This window comes from Aliiroseovarius sp. F20344, from assembly GCF_023016155.1.
Lineage (GTDB): Bacteria > Pseudomonadota > Alphaproteobacteria > Rhodobacterales > Rhodobacteraceae > Aliiroseovarius.
On record NZ_JALKBG010000007.1, the window covers coordinates 7,501 to 24,006 of the forward strand.

Consider the following 16,506-nt stretch of genomic DNA (forward strand, 5'->3'; position numbering starts at 1 on the left):
TCGAGATCATGCCGCGCACTGCGGGTGTATCTTCAAGCTCGCGGGTTTTGTGCATCTTGTTCAGGCCCAGACCGATCAGCGTGGCACGCTGGTCTTGAGGACGACGGATCGGCGAGCCGACCTGTTTTACAACGATGGTTTTAGCCATTGGTCAGATCTCCTTACGCGTCTGCGGCTTCAGCCGGAGCGTCCGACTTTGCGCCCAGAATGTCAGCAACCTTTTTGCCACGACGCTGCGCGACCTGGCGGGGACTGGCTTCTTTCTTCAGACCGTCGATGGTGGCGCGGATCATGTTATAGGGGTTCTGCGAGCCGATCGACTTCGACACAACGTCCTTGATGCCCAGCATCTCGAATACGGCACGCATCGGACCACCTGCGATGATCCCGGTACCTTCCGGAGCGGTACGCATGACGACCTTGCCGGCACCGTGACGACCTTCCATGTCGTGGTGCAGTGTGCGGCCCTCTTTCAGAGGTACGCGGATCATTTGGCGCTTGGCTTGCTCGGTGGCTTTGCGAATGGCTTCAGGAACCTCTTTCGCTTTACCTTTACCAAAGCCGACGCGGCCTTTCTGGTCGCCTACAACGACAAGCGCGGCGAAGCCGAAGTTCTTACCACCCTTGGTGGTTTTCGATACTCGGTTGATCGCGACCAGGCGATCTGCAAATTCCGGTGCTTCGTCGCGGTCGCGACGGTTCCGGCGGTTTTCACGTTCTGCCATGAGAACATCCTTTCATAAGGCGGCATCTTGCGCCGTTTAACTCAATCCCAGTGAATGCCAATGCATCCCCGGATCATCGGGGCGCCGCCAGTTGCCCGGCGCCGCCCTCAGGGTCTTAGAACTTCAAGCCACCTTCACGCGCAGCGTCGGCCAGAGCCTTCACTTTGCCGTGGAACAGGAAGCCGCCACGATCGAAGTAGCATTCTTCGATACCGGCTTTTTTCGCACGTTCGGCAATCGCAGCGCCCACTTTGGAAGCGGCTTCTACGTTGTTCTTGCCAACAACACCCAGTGTTTTTTCCAGCGACGAAGCCGAAGCAAGGGTAGTCCCTTGCACGTCGTCGATGATCTGAACACTGATGTTTTTCGACGAGCGGTGCACCGAAAGGCGCAGCTTGCCGACATTGTGCTTGCGAAGTTTGTTCCGGACGCGCAGGCGGCGCTTGAGGAACAGGGTCCGTTTGCTGTTTGCCATCTGTCTGGTCCTTACTTCTTCTTGCCTTCCTTGCGGAAGATATACTCGTCTTTGTACTTGATGCCTTTGCCTTTATAGGGCTCGGGCTTGCGCCATTCGCGGATGTTAGCCGCGGTTTGGCCGACGAGTTGTTGGTCGATGCCTTCAACGATGATGATCGTCGGCTTCGGAGCGGTCACAGTGACGCCCTCCGGAGCAACGAAATCAACGTCATGCGAGTAACCAAGGTTCAGCTTCAGGGTGTTGCCCTGCATCTGAGCACGATAACCAACACCGTTGATTTCCAGCTCTTTCTTGAAGCCATCGGTTACACCAGTCACCAAGTTGCCAACCATTGTGCGGCTCATGCCCCACTGCTGACGGGCACGCTTGGACTTGCCGCGCGGCTCGACAGACACCTGGTTGTCTTCGATGGTGATGGTAACATCGTCAGTGGCGGTGAACGAAAGGACGCCTTTCGGGCCTTTCACTTCGACGGTCTGACCCGAAAGCGTCGCGGTGACACCTGCGGGAAGTTCGACCGGTCTTTTACCAATACGAGACATTCGAGGGCCTCCTTAGAAGACGGTGCAAAGCACTTCGCCACCAACATTCTGGTTGCGAGCGTTTGCATCGGACATGACGCCTTTAGGGGTCGAAACGATCGACACACCCAGACCCTGACGGACCTGCGGGATGTCTTTTGAACCCATGTAGACGCGACGACCAGGCTTCGATACTCGCTTCAATTCGCGAATAACGGGCGTGCCGTCGAAGTACTTGAGGCTAATTTCAAGTGTGGGAAGCCCACGCTCGTCAGTGCCATTTTCGTAGCCGCGGATGTAGCCTTCGTCAGCCAAAACATCCAAAACCCAGCCGCGCAGCTTCGACGCAGGGGTCGAAACGGTGGATTTGCCACGCATGTGAGCGTTGCGGATACGGGTGAGCATATCGCCGATAGGATCGTTCATATCTGTCTCTCCCTTACCAGCTCGATTTCACCATGCCGGGGATCTGGCCCGAAGAGCCAAGTTCCCGCAGCGCGATCCGCGAAACTTTCAGCTTACGATAGTAAGCATGAGGACGACCGGTCAGCTGGCAGCGGTTGTGCAAGCGTGTGGCCGACGAGTTGCGCGGCAGTTTTGCAAGCTTCAGGCGAGCAGTGAAACGCTCTTCCATCGTCTTGCTTTCGTCGTTTGCGATCTCTTTCAGCGCAGCACGCTTAGCAGCATATTTTGCCACCAGCTTCTCGCGCTTCTTCTCGCGTTCGATCATTGCTTTTTTAGCCATGTCTATTCCTTCCCGCGGATCAGCTGTTGAAGGGCATGTTGAAGTGCTTCAACAGGCTCTTTGCTTCCGCGTCGGTTTCAGCGGTGGTGGCAATCACGATGTCCATGCCCCAGGTTTCATCAACTTTATCAAAGTCGATTTCTGGGAACACGATGTGCTCTTTCAGGCCAGTGGCATAGTTGCCGCGGCCGTCAAACGAGGTTCCCGATACGCCGCGGAAGTCGCGGATACGGGGCATCGCGATGGTGATCAGGCGGTCCAGGAATTCGTACATCCGGTCGCCGCGCAGGGTCACCTTTGCACCGATGATCATACCTTCACGCAGACGGAACGGAGCGTGCGACTTGCGCGCTTTCGTACCCACGGCCTGTTGGCCAGCGATTTTGGTCAGATCTTCGATCGCCGATTTGGCTTTCTTCGAGTCACGAACAGCTTCTGCACCGCAGCCGATGTTCAGAACGATTTTGTCCAGGCTGGGGATCTGCATGTCGTTTTTATAGCCGAACTCTTCTTTCAGAGCGGCACGAATGCTGTCCTTGTAGAACGCCTTCAGACGCGGGGTGTAATTAGCATTGTCCAGCATCAGACAGTCTCCCCGGTGGTTTTGGCGAAGCGTACTTTCTTGCCGTCTTCCTCGCGGAAGCCAACGCGGGTCGCTTTGCCGTTTTTGTCCAGAAGAGCCAGGTTCGACAGTTGGATCGGCATCGCTTTCGGGATGCGGCCACCTTGTGCGTTTTGGCTCTGACGGGTGTGGCGGACTGCCATGTTCACGCCGTCAACAACGGCTTTGCCAGCTTTCGGATCAACCGAGGCGATCTCGCCTTGCTTGCCCTTGTCTTTGCCGGCCAGAACGACAACCTTGTCGCCTTTTCTCAACTTAGCAGCCATCTTACAGCACCTCCGGAGCCAGCGAGATGATCTTCATGAAGTTCTTCGCGCGAAGTTCGCGAACAACTGGTCCGAAGATACGTGTGCCGATCGGCTCGTTGTTGTTGTTCAGGATGACAGCAGCGTTGCGGTCAAACCGGATGGCAGTGCCGTCTTCGCGACGGACTTCTTTGGCGGTACGTACGACGACGGCCTTACGGACGTCACCTTTCTTTACGCGACCGCGCGGGATGGCTTCCTTAACCGAGACGACGATAACGTCGCCTACGGATGCGTATTTACGCTTGGAACCACCCAGAACCTTGATGCACTGAACACGGCGAGCGCCGCTGTTGTCAGCTACATCCAGATTGGTTTGCATCTGGATCATGTGGTTTCTCCCGACCTTTGGGGCGCCGATGCTTGGCGGAACCCCCAGGGTTTCGACTTGTTAAGTCGTCCGGGAAGGTAAGTAGAACTTAGCCTTCCAGAACTTCCCAACGCTTGGTTTTCGACTTCGGTGCACATTCGATGATGCGAACCTTATCGCCAGCCTTATAGGCATTCTGTTCGTCGTGAGCGCGATATTTCTTCGACTTACGAACGGTTTTCTGAAGCAGCGGGTGCTTGAAGCGGCGTTCAACCGAAACAGTCACGGTTTGCTCGTTTGCGGCGCTGGTAACAACACCATTCAGGATACGTTTGGGCATTCTACTAGCTCCTCTTATTCAGCTGCGGCTGCAGCTTGTTCGTTCAGGATGGTTTTCACGCGCGCGGCATCGCGGCGGACTTTACGCATCTGAGCGGTGTTTTCGAGGGCGCCGGTGGCCTGCTGGAAACGCAGGTTGAAGGCCTCTTTTTTCAGCTCTGCCAGCTTTTCACGCAGCTGGTCAGGAGACTGATCACGCAGTTCCTTGGCGTTCATTCGCCTATTCCTTTCCTTGCACCAGAGAGCTCTACCCGTCTTGTTGGCAGGTCACCCTAAATCTGGTGGGTTATATGCAATACACACGAATCCCGTTGCCGGGAATCCGCGAGATGTGCGTCTATAGGTGAGTCAGGGAAGCATGGCAACAGTAAAGCGCCTGATTTGCCGCTTTTGTTCACGCTGCGTTGAGGTAGCCCACGAATAAGGAAATAAAGGCCCCCACGTGCACAACCATGATCGCGCGATCATTCCACATGACGCCGACTGCGAACCACAGGAAAATCCCGGCAAAGAACATGTAAACGTTCCATGGAACGATATTTAGCCCTGTTAGGGCGTAACCCACGAGCTGGATGGCCGTGGCGATCCATTTGACGATATCTACCGTTTTCATGACCTGTTCCTTGTGCGCAGCGCTTGTCGCATATCGCTAGGACAGATTAGGCCTTGGGGGCAAGGGAAAGCTTAGATAATCCGGCGCTCTATTCGTGAGCTAGCCAAATCTGTACTTTGACCGGATATTGGCATTCCAAAGCGCGTTTCAGTTTAGCTTCTGCGAGCTGATTAGCTCGTTCTACATCCTTATGCGCTTCCCAATCCTCTTCACCGTCTAGTCCTAGGATGGATAGGTCGATCCTTCCAGGTTCATTCACTCCTGGCTCAATCACTTCTACCGCTTCCATTGATTGCACAAACAAGCCTTGAGTGTTCAGCCACGCGAGGAGCATTAGAACTTCATCAGGAGCGAAATAAGGCGACCCATACCCGGTACTGTATCGTTCCACTTGTTCCGCTGAGAGTTTCTTTGGCACGGGAAAGACCTCACCTCTTTGACTACCAATCTTACATTAGTCGAGTGCAATTTCTCGGCAATGCCTCCACCCCCTCGCCCTCCCTTTCCTTTTCCGCTATCTCTGCCCCATGGCCAATATATCATCCCTCTTCGTGACCCGCCTTTACCACGCTCAATTGTCCGAGTTTGACCCCAAGGTCAGCCAAGATGAGCTTTATGACAGCTGCTATTCCATCGCCGAGGATGACGAGGCGGGGCAGGAGTGGTGCGAGGCCGAGGGCTATCCTGGCTACACCTCTTATGCGTCCCTGACCGACCTGCCTTGGCGCTTCCCGATCTTCAAGGATCTGGTCGACAGCTTGGACAAGCACGTCGCCGCCTTTGCCAACGATCTGGAGTTCAATCTGGATGATCGCAAGCTGGAGCTTGAAGACATCTGGATCAACATCCTGCCACCCGGCGGCTATCACTCCGCTCATATCCATCCGCATTCGGTCATTTCCGGCACCACCTATCTGGCCCTGCCCGAAGGTGCTGGCGCGCTGCGCTACGAAGACCCGCGCCATGCCCGCATGATGGCCGCCCCGCCCCGCCGCAAAAACGCGCGTGAAGAGCTGCAGAACTTCATCACAAAACGCCCAGCCGAGGGCGACGTTCTGCTGTGGGAAAGCTGGTTGCGCCACGAGGTAATGCAAAACACCGGCGAAGAAGAACGCCTATCGGTGAGCTTTAACTACAAATGGGGCGAGTGATCGCTTGGGAGACCTCAGCGACACCCCCCTTGCCGACCTGACGGTCGAGTTCGGCACCCGCCCGACCATGCCCGCCATGCCCGAAGCGACGGACAATGATCGCCGCATGGGGCGGAGGCTGGCGGCAATCCACCGGATGCATCTGAACGATGTGGGCCGGATCGGGATCGTGCTGGACCGGATCGAGGCGGGCGAGGCCTCGGGCAAGGATCTGACGGACGCTGTGACTTCTGCCGAGTTCGCGCAGAACGTCCGGCAGTTCGGCGCGCTCTGCGGTCGGGAATGCAAAGTGCTGAATGGGCATCACGACATCGAGGAATACGCGCTGTTCCCCGAGCTCGCCACGAAAGGCAATGACGCCTTGCGCGCCGTCGTCGAACGACTAAAGGCAGAGCACAAGGTCGTGCACGAGCTGCTGGTCCGGCTCGAGCGCGCAGCCATGGCGCTGATGTTCGAGGTCGACGCCGAGAAGTTCAACGAAGCCCGCACGGTGTTTCGACAACTGGAAACCGTGGTGCAGTCGCACTTTGGGTATGAAGAGACACAGCTGGAAGAAGCGATTGGGGTTCTGGGAGTTGGGGTGTAGGGCCACGCCCGTCCCTGGGTGGGCGTATCGCTTCGGTTCTAATTCGCGGGGCTTCGCCCAACCGAATACGATCCTGCATTTTAATACGTTGCAGTACGCGCTCCCGGGGGGAGGGTTGAGCGTGGCCGGCGCGGGGCGCGGGGCGAAGGGCTTCTACTTGGTCTTTCCAAACACCTCGTGACAGCGACTTAAGTCCCAGTCACCAACGGTATCTTTGTGAGCTACGATCTGCTTGATGACACCGCGACGATCGGCAATCACTTTCAATTGGCACTGAACATTATACGATCCACCACCATAGAAATTGGTAGTTGCGTATGAAGTTGTACCATAGTTGTTGAGTGTGGTATTGGCGGTCGGCGGGATGAAATAGTTCTTCGGCTCTTCAGCCCAGATGTAGATCGTATCCCCAGCTTTGGTTCTGAACGAACGAACCGGAGGGCCATACTGTAGGAAAAACGCGTCCACCTGCGACCCTTGGTACTTCTGCGCTAGGATAGTATTCGCTTGTTCGGTCGAGTTGCAGCTAGCAATTGTTAAGAGCGAGCCGAAAAGAACGGCCTTAAAAAACTTGTGCTTCATTCTAAATCCATCTTCATAAATCGCGCGCAGCTCGTAATATCGCCTGATTTAGCAATTTTCAACTTTGCATAGCAATTCAGCCAAATGAACATAGACAAAACAAAGCCCCCGCCGATTTCTCGACGGGGGCTTTTTATTCTTTGCACTAGAATTTTCGCGCTAGCGAAAATTACCAGTCCTCACGAACCACAACGCGCGATTTGATCGGCAGTTTCATGGCAGCAAGGCGCAGAGCTTCGCGAGCAACGTCGTCGTTGACGCCGTCGATCTCGAACATAACGCGGCCCGGCTTTACTTTGCAGGTCCAACGGTCCACGGAACCTTTACCTTTACCCATACGAACTTCGATGGGCTTGGCGGTTACCGGGGTGTCCGGGAAGATGCGGATCCATACACGACCCTGACGCTTCATGTGACGCGTCATGGCACGACGGGCAGCTTCGATCTGACGTGCAGTCACACGCTCAGGTTCCAAAGCTTTCAGACCGTAGGAACCGAAGTTCAGGTCCGATCCACCTTTGGCCAGACCTTTGATCCGACCTTTGTGCATCTTGCGGAATTTTGTACGCTTAGGCTGAAGCATATCTCATATCTCCTTAGCGACGGCCGCCGGCGCCACGGGGCGCGGGACCTTCCTGGAGCTCAGCTTGACGACGATCACGAGCAGCAGGATCGTGCTCCATGATTTCGCCTTTGAAGATCCAGGTTTTGATACCGATGATGCCGTAGGGCGTCATAGCTTCTGCATGTGCATAGTCGATGTCGGCACGCAGGGTGTGCAGAGGCACACGACCTTCGCGGTACCATTCGGTACGTGCGATTTCAGCGCCACCAAGACGGCCAGCAACGTTGATACGAATGCCCAGGGCACCCATACGCATGGCGTTCTGCACGCCGCGCTTCATGGCACGACGGAAGGACACACGACGCTCCAGCTGCTGAGCGATCGATTCTGCGACCAGGGCAGCGTCCAGCTCGGGCTTGCGAACTTCAACGATGTTGAGGTGCAGTTCCGAGTCAGTGATGTTGGCGATTTTCTTGCGCAGGGTTTCGATGTCTGCGCCTTTCTTGCCAATGATCACACCGGGACGAGCTGTGTGGATCGTAACGCGGCACTTTTTGTGCGGACGTTCGATGATCACACGGCTGATGCCAGCCTGCTTGCATTCGGTCTTGATGAAGTCACGAATTTTCAGGTCTTCCAGAAGAAGATCACCGTAATCTTTCGTGTCTGCGTACCAGCGGCTATCCCAGGTGCGGTTGACCTGAAGACGCATGCCGATCGGATTTACCTTATGACCCATTAGGCTTGCTCCTCAATTTGACGCACCTTGATGGTGAGCTCCGAGAACGGCTTGATGATCTTGCCGAAACGACCACGGGCGCGCGGACGACCGCGTTTCATGGTCAGGTTCTTACCCACATAGGCCTCAGCGACGATCAGCTCGTCCACGTCGAGGTTGTGGTTGTTCTCGGCATTGGCGATGGCCGACTGAAGGCATTTCTTCACGTCTTGTGCGATACGCTTGTTCGAGAAAGTCAGATCGGTCAGTGCACGATCAACTTTCTTGCCGCGGATCATACCAGCAACCAAGTTAAGTTTCTGCGGGGACGTACGGAGCATACGGGTCTTAGCCATAGCTTCGTTATCGGCCACGCGGCGGGGATTTTTATCCTTACCCATGGCTTACTTCCTCTTCGCTTTTTTATCAGCCGCGTGACCGTAGTAGGTACGGGTCGGCGAGTATTCACCGAATTTCTGGCCGATCATGTCTTCGGTCACCAGCACGGGAATGTGCTTCTGGCCGTTATAGACGCCAAAGGTCAAACCCACGAACTGGGGCAAGATGGTCGAACGACGCGACCAGATCTTGATGACCTCGTTTTTGCCCGACTCGCGGGTCTTTTCAGCCTTTTTGAGGACGTAAGCGTCAACAAAAGGGCCTTTCCATACAGAACGTGCCATATCTTAGCGGCCCTTCTTCTTGGCGTGACGCGAGCGGATAATCAGCTTCGACGACGCCTTGTTCTTGTTGCGGGTACGTGCACCTTTGGTCGGCTTGCCCCACGGGGTAACCGGGTGACGACCACCAGAGGTACGACCCTCACCACCACCGTGCGGGTGATCGACCGGGTTCATAACAACACCACGGACCGACGGGCGGATGCCTTTATGGCGCATACGACCGGCTTTACCGTAGTTCTGGTTCGAGTTGTCGGGGTTCGACACGGCACCAACGGTGGCCATGCATTCCTGACGTACCATGCGCAGCTCGCCCGAAGACAGGCGGATCTGAGCGTAGCCACCGTCACGACCAACGAACTGAGCGTAAGTACCAGCAGCACGCGCGATCTGGCCGCCCTTGCCTGGTTTCAGTTCGATGTTGTGAATGATGGTACCAATCGGCATGCCCGAGAACGGCATTGCGTTGCCTGGCTTAACGTCAGCTTTGGACGAAGCGACAACGGTGTCGCCAACTGCCAAACGCTGGGGTGCCAGGATGTAGGCTTGTTCGCCATCTTCGTATTTTACGAGGGCGATAAAGGCCGTGCGGTTGGGGTCATATTCGATCCGTTCAACCGTGGCTGCGACGTCAAGCTTGTTACGCTTGAAGTCAACGATACGATAGAGACGCTTCGCACCACCACCTCGGCGGCGCGACGTGATCCGTCCGGTGTTGTTCCGGCCGCCCGACTTTGTCAAACCCTCGGTAAGGGCTTTAACAGGACGTCCTTTCCACAGCTCCGAACGGTCGATCAGAACCAGCCCACGCTGGCCCGGCGTCGTCGGTTTGTACGACTTAAGTGCCATGTTTACTGTCTTCCGTTTGCATGTGCGGGCAAATGGTTTGCCCGGATGTTATAGGGCCCCGAAGGTCCCCAAGTTCAAAATATCATGGGCCCCGGAACGAATCCGAGGCCACAAGACTTGCGCGATCTATCAGGGATGGGGGGATGTGGCAAGGGCCAAGTCGGATTCATTTCGCACCGATTGTCCTTTATCGTAAGGCTCTGCGCCGCGCCCTTGGCGCGGCGCCAGCCCTCTCTTGCCTCGAAACCTATGGCTATGCAAACATGCATCTATACAAGGGGGTTCCGTTTCGCAGCCGGACCTACCAAAGGCGGTCAGCGCGGAGCCCTTTAAGGGAGGACTGCGTGTGACATCCAAGGCCCCAGAGACTACACCACCAAACCCGCATACACAGGCTGTGATCGAGGTCAACACGGTGACCGCAGCGGATATCAAAGCGTCGCTCAAGGCCGGATTCTCCGACTTTCTGGCCCACCCCATCATGAGCAGCTTCTTCGGCCTGTTCTATGCGGTCTTCGGCATCCTGTTTGTCTGGTGTCTGGTCTGGCTTGGCTACATCTGGATGATCATCCCCGCCATGGTTGGCTTCCCTCTGGTCGCCCCATTCGCCGCTGCCGGTCTTTATGAGATGTCGCGCAGACGTCAGAAAGGCGAGAGTTTCAGCTGGTCCGAGATCCTGATGGTCATGGCCCGCCAAAGCAGACGCGAGATGGGTTGGATGGCGTTCGTCACCCTATTCGTCTTCTGGGTGTGGATGTACCAAATCCGGCTGTGGCTCGCGATCATCCTGCAAGATGCATCCTTCTCGAGCATGGACGGATTTTTAAACGCCGTGTTCTTCACCCCCGAGGGGTGGACATTCCTTGCGATTGGCACCGGTGCAGGTGCCGTTCTATCGGCGGTCCTGTTTTCAGTCACTGTGGTTGCCATGCCCATGCTGATGGATCGCGAGGTTGATTTCGTGACCGCAATGCTTACGTCTGTCCGCGTCGTCACGGAAAACCCGGTGACCATGCTAACTTGGGCAGCAATTATCTCGGTGACAATGCTCGTGTCGCTTCTCCCAGCATTTCTTGGGCTGATCTTCACCTTGCCAATACTTGGCCACACGACGTGGCATCTTTATCAGCGGGCCATATCGCTGGCAGAGACATAGTCGTCATTGCTTCACCCTAGCTTCCCGCTTGAGACTGACATAGCTCAATCCCCCTTCCCTTCCGCGCTAAAATCCCGCATCCTCTCGCCAACAAAACTTTAGGAAGAGCGTAATGAAGAACCTAGTATTTTTAGCGGGTGTTGCCGCGTTTGGGCTGTCGGCCTGTGTGACCCCAACGGGGACGGCTGTGAATACCTCGGATCCGAACCTGCAAGGGCGGGTGACATTACCGCCTGATGTGGCTGCGACGGTTGCGCCGGGACAGGACACCAGCGACATTCGTGTGGATGCCCGTGATGGCTGCCTGATGTATCGCCACACAGGCCCAGTCGAAACGACCTATATCCCGCTGCGCAACAACAAAGGCCGCGCGATCTGCATCAAGCGCGAAGCTTAATCAGCGCCTAAAACAGAAAAGGGCGGCCAGATTGGGCCGCCCACTTTCGTTTGCTGGGTTCGGCTTAGGCCGGATAGAGATGCGCCGTCACGCCGGTTTCGACTTGATCATACAGGCCGATGATATGCGCCATCACCATACGGACACAGCCCGAGCTCGCGCGCGAGCCGATAGAACGTGGCTGTGGCGAACCGTGGATGCGCAGATAAGTATCTCGGCGTCCTTCGAACAAATACAGCGCGCGTGATCCCAGCGGGTTCGACGGCCCGCCGTCCATGCCATCTTCGTATTTCTTGTACTTGTGCGGCTCACGCTCGATCATGTCTTTGGTCGGCGTCCAGGTCGGCCATTTGGTTTTACGGCCAACAGTATAGGTGCCAGGCTCGTACAGACCGCTACGGCCAATCGCAACGCCATAACGCATGGCAGTCCCATCACCACGGATATGGTAGAGATACCGCGCCACCGCATCCACGTGGATGTCGCCGGGCTTCAATCCATCATTGGCCTGCACAATACGCGGCAGCAATCGTTGCTTCAGGCCCCATGGGTTCGATGTTGCAGGATCATAGTTCGCGGGCATTACGCGGGCGTCATAACTGTTCCACATCGCAGGGTTTGACACTGGCCGGCGCTTGATCTTTGTCGGTGCAGGCGCAGCGGCGGGGACCGGTGCTGGATCTGAAACAGGCGTTTCCTGCGCCAGAAGCGGCGATGCAATAGGCCCGGAAAATAGCGTGGCCGACGTGATAACAAAATGGCGACGGGTTAACATTTGGCAGTCCTCGAATCTGGATGAATCACTCATCAACAATGACACAGTATCTACGGCGTCAGGTAAAACGAGTCAAAATCGCGTGTGTTTGAGCGTCAATTTCAAGCTTTTAGCATCACGCGTAAATAGAATACAAAAAGCCCCCACCATCTGGCAGGGGCTTTTCAAAGTCTTGCGTCAGCCTGACGATCAGAGTCCGGTGGACACGTCGATCGTGTTGCCCTCTTCCAGGGTCACATAGGCTTTCTTGACGTCTTTACGCTTGCCCAACTGACCGCGGAAGCGTTTGACTTTACCCTTTGTGATCGTGGTGTTGACGGCTTTCACCTTCACACCAAACAGGGTTTCAACAGCTTCTTTGATCTGCGGCTTGTTCGAGTCGATTGCGACTTCGAAAACCACGGCACCAGCCTCGGAAGCCATGGTGGCTTTCTCGGTGATGATCGGCTTGCGGATCACGTCGTAGAGTGCAGCTTTATCGGTCATTTCAGGCGAGCCTCCAGAGCTTCGACACCTGCTTTGGTGAGCACCAGAGTGTCACGCTTCAGGATGTCATACACGTTGGCGCCCATCGACGGCAGGATATCCAGGCCATCAATGTTACGAGCTGCCATAGCAAACTTTTCGTCCACTTCAGCACCGTCGATAACCAGAGCGCGTTTCCAACCCAGATCTTTCACAGCTTTGGCCAGAACAGCAGTTTTGCCGTCGGTCGCAGCAGTGTCGATCACAACCAGTTCACCAGCTTGCGCTTTGGCGGACAGGGCGTGCTTCAGACCCAGTTTACGGAATTTCTTGGTCAGGTCGTGGCCATGGCTGCGAACAACCGGGCCTTTGTAAACACCACCACCACGGAAGATCGGAGCCGAACGGGCGCCGTGACGTGCGCCACCGGTACCTTTTTGGCGATAGATCTTCTTGGTCGAGTATTTAACTTCCGAACGCGTCTTCACCTTGTGGGTGCCGGCTTGTGCGTTGTTACGCTGCCAACGAACCACACGGTGCAGAATGTCTGCGCGTGGCTCAAGACCAAACAGGGCCTCGTCCAGGTCAACAGAACCAGCTTTTTTGCCGTCCAGTTTGATTACATCAAGTTTCATGCTTCACCACCTTCCGCAGGCGCTTCTTCAGCCGGAGCTTCAGTCGCAGCGGTTGCAGCCGATTTCAGAGCAGCCGGGAACGGAACGTTCTCAGGCAGTTTCTTTTTCACGGCGTCTTTCACGGTGACCCAGCCACCTTTCGAGCCGGGGACAGCGCCCTTGATGAAGACCAAGCCGCGATCGGCGTCAGTTTTCACGACTTCCAGGTTTTGAGTGGTCACACGAACCGAACCCATATGGCCGGCCATTTTCTTGCCTTTGAAAACCTTACCGGGATCCTGACACTGACCAGTCGAACCGTGCGAACGGTGGCTGATCGAAACACCGTGTGTCGCGCGCAGACCGCCGAAGTTGTGACGCTTCATGGCACCGGCAAAGCCTTTACCAATCGAAGTGCCTGCAACGTCGACCTTCTGACCTTCAACATAGTGCTCGGCCGAGATTTCTTCGCCAACGGCGATCAGGTTGTCAGCGTCAACGCGGAACTCAACCAGCTTACGCTTGGGGGCTACGCCAGCTTTGGCGAAGTAGCCGCGCATCGGCTGCGAGGTGCGTTTGGCTTTTGCTTCACCAGCACCCAGCTGAACAGCGGTGTAACCGTCTTGGTCAGCGGTGCGGTTGGCAACAACCTGCAGATTTTCCAGTTGAAGAACGGTCACAGGGATCTGCTTGCCGTCTTCCATGAACAAGCGGGTCATACCCACTTTTTTCGCGATAATACCAGAGCGCATCTTTGATACCCTCCTTAGACCGAGATCTGAACGTCAACGCCAGCAGCCAGGTCGAGCTTCATCAGCGCGTCCACGGTCTGTGGGGTCGGGTCGACGATGTCGAGCAGACGCTTGTGCGTACGGATCTCGAACTGGTCGCGGGATTTCTTATCGATGTGAGGACCACGGAGAACCGTGAACTTCTCGATCTTGTTCGGCAGCGGGATGGGGCCGCGAACGTTTGCACCGGTCCGTTTGGCAGTGTTGACGATCTCTTGTGTGGAAGCATCCAGCACGCGATAGTCAAACGCCTTCAGACGGATACGAATGTTTTGACTGGTCATAGCATTCGCCCTTTCAGGCAGAGAGTTGATAGGACGACAGCCGGCTCATTCCAACTGCCCTCGTCGAACCCCAAGGAAAACGAAAAGCGGGACCGAATCCCGCCGACGCCGCTTTCCTTAGCGAACTCGCGCGTAATAGAGGGGTTTTGGGGGTGTGGCAAGGGGTGAGCGCCGAAAAAGCAAATGTCCAGTGGACATTTGCAGGCACGAACGGGCGGAGCCACTTTCGGGCAACAAACACAGTGGGACATCTTGACCAAGCGCAAGTAACCTATCTACTTCAAACCATGACGTTTTCTAAACAAAAATTCCGATCCAAATTTGGAGTCGACTATCCGCTTTACGGACCATTCGGGAAGTTCGAATTTGACCTGCGATTTGAACTCAGCCCTCCAATGTCACTCAACTACATTCAGATGTTCACGCAAGCCTATGATCGTGCAAGAGCCGTTTGCCGAGTCTTGTTTCCGGATCCTACTCACATGCATATCTTAATCTCGACAACCTCGGAACAAGAAGCGCCGCCGTGCATGCGACTAAGGCGGTTCCGAGAAAATGCGCTACACCGAGAAAGATTTCAATTTATTGGAAGCTCTTCGAACGAGGGCGGGGAGTGGTATGATCCATACTTCGAGCATTGGAGCGCCTACACGCCCCAAACACCTGCAGAAGTTGATACCTGTCTTTGGCTGGCCCTAACTCAGGACATAGGGATTGAACCAAGAGGGAACGCCCGCCTCTACTTTGTAAATTCCGAACAGGGCCTATACCTTCATCCGTATGATGATCGCGGAATGGATCTGGCTTCCGTCAATCGCTCGCTGTCCCAATCGATATTCAACCAGTTCAATGACTGGTTGCTCGACTATGATCGCAAGAAGATGAACGCCGTTTTCGCAGATTAGTCCCCAGTCCGGCTTGCCTGGGCAACGCCCGACCTTGTGTTGCGCTTGAATGTAAAAAGGGGCGCTCCTGCGAGCGCCCCTTTCTATTCATTTCTCTCTCTGGCTCTCGGCGATTTGACTTCGTAAATGCACCTGTCGCCCAAAAAGATAAGGCCCTTCGTGTTGCGGGGCCTTTTTTAGTTTGTGAGCAGGTGGGTTCTCGGCGATTTGCTTCGCAATTCACCTGCCACCCACTCAATGCGTTTCGCTGACGCAAAAAAGGGCCGCCTGATGGCAGCCCTTTTCTTATCTTCTGTCTCTTTGGCTCTCGGGACATTCGCGCGATTGCGCGAATACCCTGTCGCCCTAAGAACGCTGGGTGTTCTTAGTCGATGATTTTCGAGACAACGCCCGAACCAACGGTACGGCCGCCTTCGCGGATCGCGAAGCGCAGTTTCTCTTCCATCGCGATCGGAGCGATCAGTTCAACGTTGAACTTCAGGTTGTCGCCCGGCATCACCATCTCGGTGCCAGCAGGCAGTTCAACCGTGCCGGTCACGTCAGTCGTACGGAAGTAGAACTGCGGACGGTAGTTCGCGAAGAACGGCGTGTGACGGCCACCCTCTTCCTTGGTCAGGATATAGACCTCGGCTTCGAACTTGGTGTGCGGGTTAACCGAACCCGGCTTACACAGAACCTGGCCACGCTCAACAGCTTCACGGTCGATACCGCGCAGAAGAACACCAACGTTGTCGCCTGCTTCACCGCGATCAAGCAGCTTGCGGAACATTTCAACACCGGTACAGGTGGTTTTCTGAGTGTCCTTGATGCCAACGATTTCAATCTCGTCGCCAACATTCACAACGCCACGCTCAACACGGCCGGTTACAACAGTACCGCGGCCCGAAATCGAGAACACGTCTTCGATCGGCAGCAGGAAGTCGCCGTCAACCGGACGATCCGGGGTCGGGATGTACTCGTCCACAGCAGCCATCAGCTCGCGGATTTTGTTCTCACCGATTTCAGGGTCACGATCTTCCATAGCGGCCAGCGCGGAACCCGCGATGATCGGCATGTCGTCGCCCGGGAAGTCGTATTCGTTCATCAGTTCACGAACTTCCATCTCAACCAGCTCGAGCAGCTCTTCGTCGTCTACCTGGTCAACTTTGTTCATGAAAACAACCAGCGCAGGTACACCAACCTGACGCGCCAGCAGGATGTGCTCGCGGGTCTGAGGCATGGGGCCATCAGCTGCGTTCACAACCAGAATGCCGCCGTCCATCTGGGCCGCACCGGTGATCATGTTCTTGACGTAGTCGGCGTGGCCGGGGCAGTCAACGTGCGCATAGTG

30 protein-coding genes (1 of these 30 only partly in view) are annotated in these 16,506 nt (G+C 55.7%); 5 read left to right on the forward strand and 25 right to left on the reverse strand.

Going from position 1 to position 16,506, the window contains the following annotated elements:
- The 13 genes from rpmD to MWU55_RS09005 all read right to left on the reverse strand — a co-directional run.
- Positions 1 to 148, reverse strand: partial view of a 50S ribosomal protein L30 gene (gene rpmD, locus MWU55_RS08945; RefSeq protein WP_108857538.1) — the 5' portion only. Its footprint begins 41 nt before the window's first position; 148 of the gene's 189 nt are visible here — the first part of the coding sequence; it begins with the start codon at positions 146 to 148; the stop codon falls past the left edge of the window.
- A 13-nt stretch (positions 149 to 161) separates the two neighbouring features.
- Positions 162 to 725, reverse strand: a complete 564-nt coding sequence (rpsE, locus tag MWU55_RS08950) for a 30S ribosomal protein S5 (protein WP_246935721.1) — start codon at positions 723 to 725, stop codon at positions 162 to 164.
- 115 nt (positions 726 to 840) lie between these two features.
- The gene (gene rplR / locus MWU55_RS08955) at positions 841 to 1,200 is read right to left on the reverse strand and encodes a 50S ribosomal protein L18 (RefSeq protein WP_246935722.1); all 360 of its coding nucleotides are present in this window, start codon (positions 1,198 to 1,200) and stop codon (positions 841 to 843) included.
- Between the two features lie 11 nt (positions 1,201 to 1,211).
- The gene (gene rplF / locus MWU55_RS08960; protein WP_246935723.1) at positions 1,212 to 1,745 is read right to left on the reverse strand and encodes a 50S ribosomal protein L6; all 534 of its coding nucleotides are present in this window, start codon (positions 1,743 to 1,745) and stop codon (positions 1,212 to 1,214) included.
- Between the two features lie 12 nt (positions 1,746 to 1,757).
- Entirely contained in the window at positions 1,758 to 2,150 is a 393-nt protein-coding gene (gene rpsH / locus MWU55_RS08965) for a 30S ribosomal protein S8 (protein WP_246935724.1), read from the reverse strand.
- A 13-nt stretch (positions 2,151 to 2,163) separates the two neighbouring features.
- Complete coding sequence (gene rpsN, locus MWU55_RS08970; protein WP_246935725.1) at positions 2,164 to 2,469, reverse strand: 30S ribosomal protein S14; 306 nt, start codon at positions 2,467 to 2,469, stop codon at positions 2,164 to 2,166.
- 19 nt (positions 2,470 to 2,488) lie between these two features.
- On the reverse strand, positions 2,489 to 3,052 hold the full coding sequence (rplE, locus tag MWU55_RS08975) for a 50S ribosomal protein L5 (RefSeq protein WP_246935726.1): 564 nt from the start codon (positions 3,050 to 3,052) through the stop codon (positions 2,489 to 2,491).
- The gene (gene rplX / locus MWU55_RS08980; protein ID WP_246935727.1) at positions 3,052 to 3,357 is read right to left on the reverse strand and encodes a 50S ribosomal protein L24; all 306 of its coding nucleotides are present in this window, start codon (positions 3,355 to 3,357) and stop codon (positions 3,052 to 3,054) included. Before rplX ends, rplE begins: the two co-directional genes overlap by 1 nt.
- Position 3,358: 1 nt before the next feature.
- Positions 3,359 to 3,727 carry a 50S ribosomal protein L14 gene (gene rplN, locus MWU55_RS08985; protein WP_121899038.1) on the reverse strand — a complete coding sequence of 123 codons (369 nt, stop codon included), beginning with the start codon at positions 3,725 to 3,727 and terminating at the stop codon, positions 3,359 to 3,361.
- An 88-nt stretch (positions 3,728 to 3,815) separates the two neighbouring features.
- Positions 3,816 to 4,046 (reverse strand): 30S ribosomal protein S17, encoded by a 231-nt coding sequence (gene rpsQ, locus MWU55_RS08990; protein ID WP_108857546.1) that lies wholly within the window; start codon positions 4,044 to 4,046, stop codon positions 3,816 to 3,818.
- Positions 4,047 to 4,060: 14 nt separating this feature from the next.
- Complete coding sequence (gene rpmC / locus MWU55_RS08995; RefSeq protein ID WP_246935728.1) at positions 4,061 to 4,261, reverse strand: 50S ribosomal protein L29; 201 nt, start codon at positions 4,259 to 4,261, stop codon at positions 4,061 to 4,063.
- 178 nt (positions 4,262 to 4,439) lie between these two features.
- Positions 4,440 to 4,658: a DUF6552 family protein gene (locus tag MWU55_RS09000; RefSeq protein ID WP_246935729.1), complete on the reverse strand. Its 219-nt coding sequence runs from the start codon at positions 4,656 to 4,658 to the stop codon at positions 4,440 to 4,442.
- A gap of 88 nt (positions 4,659 to 4,746) precedes the next feature.
- Positions 4,747 to 5,076, reverse strand: coding sequence for a hypothetical protein (locus MWU55_RS09005; protein WP_246935730.1), 330 nt, complete (start codon positions 5,074 to 5,076; stop codon positions 4,747 to 4,749).
- Positions 5,077 to 5,185: 109 nt separating this feature from the next.
- On the opposite strand from MWU55_RS09005, the gene MWU55_RS09010 reads away from it, so the two are divergent.
- Entirely contained in the window at positions 5,186 to 5,809 is a 624-nt protein-coding gene (locus tag MWU55_RS09010; protein WP_246935731.1) for a TIGR02466 family protein, read from the forward strand.
- A 4-nt stretch (positions 5,810 to 5,813) separates the two neighbouring features.
- Entirely contained in the window at positions 5,814 to 6,395 is a 582-nt protein-coding gene (locus tag MWU55_RS09015; protein WP_246935732.1) for a hemerythrin domain-containing protein, read from the forward strand.
- 153 nt (positions 6,396 to 6,548) lie between these two features.
- On the opposite strand, the gene MWU55_RS09020 is transcribed toward MWU55_RS09015, so the two are convergent.
- From MWU55_RS09020 to rplB, 6 genes are all read right to left on the reverse strand, one after another.
- Positions 6,549 to 6,863 carry a hypothetical protein gene (locus MWU55_RS09020; RefSeq protein WP_246935733.1) on the reverse strand — a complete coding sequence of 105 codons (315 nt, stop codon included), beginning with the start codon at positions 6,861 to 6,863 and terminating at the stop codon, positions 6,549 to 6,551.
- 283 nt (positions 6,864 to 7,146) lie between these two features.
- Positions 7,147 to 7,560 (reverse strand): 50S ribosomal protein L16, encoded by a 414-nt coding sequence (gene rplP, locus MWU55_RS09025; protein WP_133484951.1) that lies wholly within the window; start codon positions 7,558 to 7,560, stop codon positions 7,147 to 7,149.
- A gap of 13 nt (positions 7,561 to 7,573) precedes the next feature.
- Positions 7,574 to 8,281, reverse strand: coding sequence for a 30S ribosomal protein S3 (gene rpsC, locus MWU55_RS09030; RefSeq protein WP_108857554.1), 708 nt, complete (start codon positions 8,279 to 8,281; stop codon positions 7,574 to 7,576).
- Positions 8,281 to 8,661: a 50S ribosomal protein L22 gene (gene rplV, locus MWU55_RS09035; RefSeq protein WP_246935734.1), complete on the reverse strand. Its 381-nt coding sequence runs from the start codon at positions 8,659 to 8,661 to the stop codon at positions 8,281 to 8,283. Before rplV ends, rpsC begins: the two co-directional genes overlap by 1 nt.
- 3 nt (positions 8,662 to 8,664) lie before the next feature.
- Positions 8,665 to 8,943, reverse strand: a complete 279-nt coding sequence (gene rpsS / locus MWU55_RS09040; protein ID WP_246935735.1) for a 30S ribosomal protein S19 — start codon at positions 8,941 to 8,943, stop codon at positions 8,665 to 8,667.
- Between the two features lie 3 nt (positions 8,944 to 8,946).
- Positions 8,947 to 9,789 carry a 50S ribosomal protein L2 gene (rplB, locus tag MWU55_RS09045; protein ID WP_246928017.1) on the reverse strand — a complete coding sequence of 281 codons (843 nt, stop codon included), beginning with the start codon at positions 9,787 to 9,789 and terminating at the stop codon, positions 8,947 to 8,949.
- A 346-nt stretch (positions 9,790 to 10,135) separates the two neighbouring features.
- Here rplB and MWU55_RS09050 point away from each other — a divergent pair, with 346 nt between their 5' ends.
- Complete coding sequence (locus tag MWU55_RS09050) at positions 10,136 to 10,945, forward strand: DUF2189 domain-containing protein (protein WP_246935736.1); 810 nt, start codon at positions 10,136 to 10,138, stop codon at positions 10,943 to 10,945.
- Between the two features lie 112 nt (positions 10,946 to 11,057).
- Positions 11,058 to 11,342, forward strand: coding sequence for a hypothetical protein (locus MWU55_RS09055; protein WP_246935737.1), 285 nt, complete (start codon positions 11,058 to 11,060; stop codon positions 11,340 to 11,342).
- 64 nt (positions 11,343 to 11,406) lie between these two features.
- Here MWU55_RS09055 and MWU55_RS09060 read toward each other — a convergent pair whose 3' ends face one another.
- The 5 genes from MWU55_RS09060 to rpsJ form a co-directional block, all read right to left on the reverse strand.
- Positions 11,407 to 12,117, reverse strand: coding sequence for a L,D-transpeptidase (locus MWU55_RS09060; RefSeq protein ID WP_246935738.1), 711 nt, complete (start codon positions 12,115 to 12,117; stop codon positions 11,407 to 11,409).
- A gap of 189 nt (positions 12,118 to 12,306) precedes the next feature.
- Positions 12,307 to 12,603, reverse strand: coding sequence for a 50S ribosomal protein L23 (locus MWU55_RS09065; protein ID WP_246935739.1), 297 nt, complete (start codon positions 12,601 to 12,603; stop codon positions 12,307 to 12,309).
- Positions 12,600 to 13,217 (reverse strand): 50S ribosomal protein L4, encoded by a 618-nt coding sequence (gene rplD, locus MWU55_RS09070; RefSeq protein WP_246935740.1) that lies wholly within the window; start codon positions 13,215 to 13,217, stop codon positions 12,600 to 12,602. Before rplD ends, MWU55_RS09065 begins: the two co-directional genes overlap by 4 nt.
- Positions 13,214 to 13,948, reverse strand: coding sequence for a 50S ribosomal protein L3 (gene rplC / locus MWU55_RS09075; RefSeq protein ID WP_246935741.1), 735 nt, complete (start codon positions 13,946 to 13,948; stop codon positions 13,214 to 13,216). The genes rplD and rplC overlap by 4 nt, the downstream gene beginning before the upstream one ends.
- Before the next feature lie 14 nt (positions 13,949 to 13,962).
- Positions 13,963 to 14,271: a 30S ribosomal protein S10 gene (gene rpsJ, locus MWU55_RS09080; RefSeq protein ID WP_108857566.1), complete on the reverse strand. Its 309-nt coding sequence runs from the start codon at positions 14,269 to 14,271 to the stop codon at positions 13,963 to 13,965.
- Positions 14,272 to 14,558: 287 nt separating this feature from the next.
- Here rpsJ and MWU55_RS09085 point away from each other — a divergent pair, with 287 nt between their 5' ends.
- Positions 14,559 to 15,176 (forward strand): DUF3885 domain-containing protein, encoded by a 618-nt coding sequence (locus tag MWU55_RS09085; protein WP_246935742.1) that lies wholly within the window; start codon positions 14,559 to 14,561, stop codon positions 15,174 to 15,176.
- A 364-nt stretch (positions 15,177 to 15,540) separates the two neighbouring features.
- On the opposite strand, the gene tuf is transcribed toward MWU55_RS09085, so the two are convergent.
- Positions 15,541 to 16,506, reverse strand: a 966-nt coding sequence (tuf, locus tag MWU55_RS09090) for an elongation factor Tu (RefSeq protein ID WP_246934507.1), incomplete at its 5' end; no start/stop codon positions are given.

Excerpts from the sequence above, each read along its gene's own strand:
- MWU55_RS09060 (WP_246935738.1), bottom strand. The coding sequence starts at position 12,117 with ATGTTAACCCGTCGCCATTTTGTTATCACGTCGGCCACGCTATTTTCC.
- MWU55_RS09065 (WP_246935739.1), bottom strand. The coding sequence starts at position 12,603 with ATGACCGATAAAGCTGCACTCTACGACGTGATCCGCAAGCCGATCATC.
- rplV (WP_246935734.1), bottom strand. The coding sequence starts at position 8,661 with ATGGGTAAGGATAAAAATCCCCGCCGCGTGGCCGATAACGAAGCTATG.
- rpsH (WP_246935724.1), bottom strand. The coding sequence starts at position 2,150 with ATGAACGATCCTATCGGCGATATGCTCACCCGTATCCGCAACGCTCAC.
- rpsS (WP_246935735.1), bottom strand. The coding sequence starts at position 8,943 with ATGGCACGTTCTGTATGGAAAGGCCCTTTTGTTGACGCTTACGTCCTC.
- rplF (WP_246935723.1), bottom strand. The coding sequence starts at position 1,745 with ATGTCTCGTATTGGTAAAAGACCGGTCGAACTTCCCGCAGGTGTCACC.
- rpsE (WP_246935721.1), bottom strand. The coding sequence starts at position 725 with ATGGCAGAACGTGAAAACCGCCGGAACCGTCGCGACCGCGACGAAGCA.
- rpsC (WP_108857554.1), bottom strand. The coding sequence starts at position 8,281 with ATGGGTCATAAGGTAAATCCGATCGGCATGCGTCTTCAGGTCAACCGC.
- rplD (WP_246935740.1), bottom strand. The coding sequence starts at position 13,217 with ATGAAACTTGATGTAATCAAACTGGACGGCAAAAAAGCTGGTTCTGTT.
- rplP (WP_133484951.1), bottom strand. The coding sequence starts at position 7,560 with ATGCTTCAGCCTAAGCGTACAAAATTCCGCAAGATGCACAAAGGTCGG.
- rplB (WP_246928017.1), bottom strand. The coding sequence starts at position 9,789 with ATGGCACTTAAGTCGTACAAACCGACGACGCCGGGCCAGCGTGGGCTG.
- rpmC (WP_246935728.1), bottom strand. The coding sequence starts at position 4,261 with ATGAACGCCAAGGAACTGCGTGATCAGTCTCCTGACCAGCTGCGTGAA.
- rplC (WP_246935741.1), bottom strand. The coding sequence starts at position 13,948 with ATGCGCTCTGGTATTATCGCGAAAAAAGTGGGTATGACCCGCTTGTTC.
- rplR (WP_246935722.1), bottom strand. The coding sequence starts at position 1,200 with ATGGCAAACAGCAAACGGACCCTGTTCCTCAAGCGCCGCCTGCGCGTC.
- MWU55_RS09085 (WP_246935742.1), top strand. The coding sequence starts at position 14,559 with ATGACGTTTTCTAAACAAAAATTCCGATCCAAATTTGGAGTCGACTAT.
- rplE (WP_246935726.1), bottom strand. The coding sequence starts at position 3,052 with ATGCTGGACAATGCTAATTACACCCCGCGTCTGAAGGCGTTCTACAAG.
- rpsJ (WP_108857566.1), bottom strand. The coding sequence starts at position 14,271 with ATGACCAGTCAAAACATTCGTATCCGTCTGAAGGCGTTTGACTATCGC.
- rplX (WP_246935727.1), bottom strand. The coding sequence starts at position 3,357 with ATGGCTGCTAAGTTGAGAAAAGGCGACAAGGTTGTCGTTCTGGCCGGC.
- MWU55_RS09055 (WP_246935737.1), top strand. The coding sequence starts at position 11,058 with ATGAAGAACCTAGTATTTTTAGCGGGTGTTGCCGCGTTTGGGCTGTCG.
- rplN (WP_121899038.1), bottom strand. The coding sequence starts at position 3,727 with ATGATCCAGATGCAAACCAATCTGGATGTAGCTGACAACAGCGGCGCT.
- rpsN (WP_246935725.1), bottom strand. The coding sequence starts at position 2,469 with ATGGCTAAAAAAGCAATGATCGAACGCGAGAAGAAGCGCGAGAAGCTG.
- rpsQ (WP_108857546.1), bottom strand. The coding sequence starts at position 4,046 with ATGCCCAAACGTATCCTGAATGGTGTTGTTACCAGCGCCGCAAACGAG.
- MWU55_RS09000 (WP_246935729.1), bottom strand. The coding sequence starts at position 4,658 with ATGAAAACGGTAGATATCGTCAAATGGATCGCCACGGCCATCCAGCTC.
- MWU55_RS09010 (WP_246935731.1), top strand. The coding sequence starts at position 5,186 with ATGGCCAATATATCATCCCTCTTCGTGACCCGCCTTTACCACGCTCAA.